The 1230-nt window shown below is 67.6% G+C and carries 1 protein-coding gene; it reads left to right on the top strand.

From position 1 onward, the window contains the following. On the top strand, window positions 1-1230 hold a 1230-nt coding region (locus DMB66_RS59355; RefSeq protein WP_148112950.1), incomplete at both ends, for a penicillin-binding transpeptidase domain-containing protein.

The following is a 1230-nucleotide window of genomic DNA, read 5'->3' as shown; positions in this document are numbered from 1 at the left end:
TCAGCCGCTGGCCCAGAACAAGCTGACCGACGACACCCTGAAGTACCTCCGGCAGTATCCCGGCGGGCAGGTCTACGCGCCGATCGTCGGCTACAAGCCGGTCAACATCGCCGAGGTCGGCATCGAGCGCAGCGAGAACGAGTTCCTCTCCGGCGCCAGCGACAAGCTCTTCGCCGACCGGGTCAGCGCCATGTTCACCGGTGACAAGGCCGGCGGCGGCAACGTGGTGCTGTCGATCGAGCCCAAGGCGCAGGAAGTGGCCTGGAAGCAGCTCACCAACAACGAGGGAAACGCCAAGAAGGGCTCCGCGGTGGCGATCGACCCGCGCACCGGGGCGATCCAGGCGCTGGCCTCGTTCCCCAGCTACGACCCGAACCCGATGGCCAGCCACGACACGAAGGCGGCCGCGGCGGCGTACGAGAAGCTGAACAAGGACAAGGACAAGCCGCTGCTGAACCGCGCGCTGTCCGAGACCTACCCGCCCGGCTCCACCTTCAAGGTGATCATCTCGGCCGCCGCCCTGCAGAACGGCTACGAGCAGGGCACCGAGATCCCGGCCGGCTCGTCCTACACCGCACCCGGTTCCGGCGCCGCGATCCGAAACTCCGGGGACCAGAGCTGCCCCGGCTCGCAGGTCACCCTCAAGGAGGCGCTGACCGACAGTTGCAACACCGGCTACGCCCAGCTCGGCGTCAAGCTCGGTGGCGAAAAGGTCAAGAAGGCGGCCCAGGACTGGGGCTTCGAGCAGGAGGACCTGACGGTCGGCAACCTGGAGGGCCCCGGTCTGCCGGTCGCGGCCAGCCGCACCGGTGAGATCAAGAACCCGGACGGCAGCATCGACCAGGCTGGCCTCGCCCAGTCGTCGATCGGACAGAAGGACGTCCGGATGACGACCATGCAGGGTGCGCTGATCGCCGCCACGGTGGCCAACGGCGGCAAGCAGATGCGGCCGTACCTGGTCCAGCAGCTGCTCAGCCCCGACCGGCGGCCGATCTACAACGCCAACCCGCAGACACTGCGGACGCCGGTGAACAGCCAGGTCGCCGGCGATCTGCGCGAGATGATGATCAGCGTCGTCGAGAACGGCACCGGCAAGAAGGCCAAGATCAGCGGCTTCGAGGTCGGCGGCAAGACCGGCACGGCCCAGAACGCCGAGGGCGCCGACAACCACGGATGGTTCGTCGGCTTCGCTTACAACGACAAGGGTGAGGCGGTTTCGGCAGTCTGCGT

It is taken from the genome of Actinoplanes sp. ATCC 53533 (genome assembly GCF_003947245.1).
Note: the sequence above shows the minus strand (reverse complement) of the source record. Positions and strands in the feature narration are given on the sequence as shown.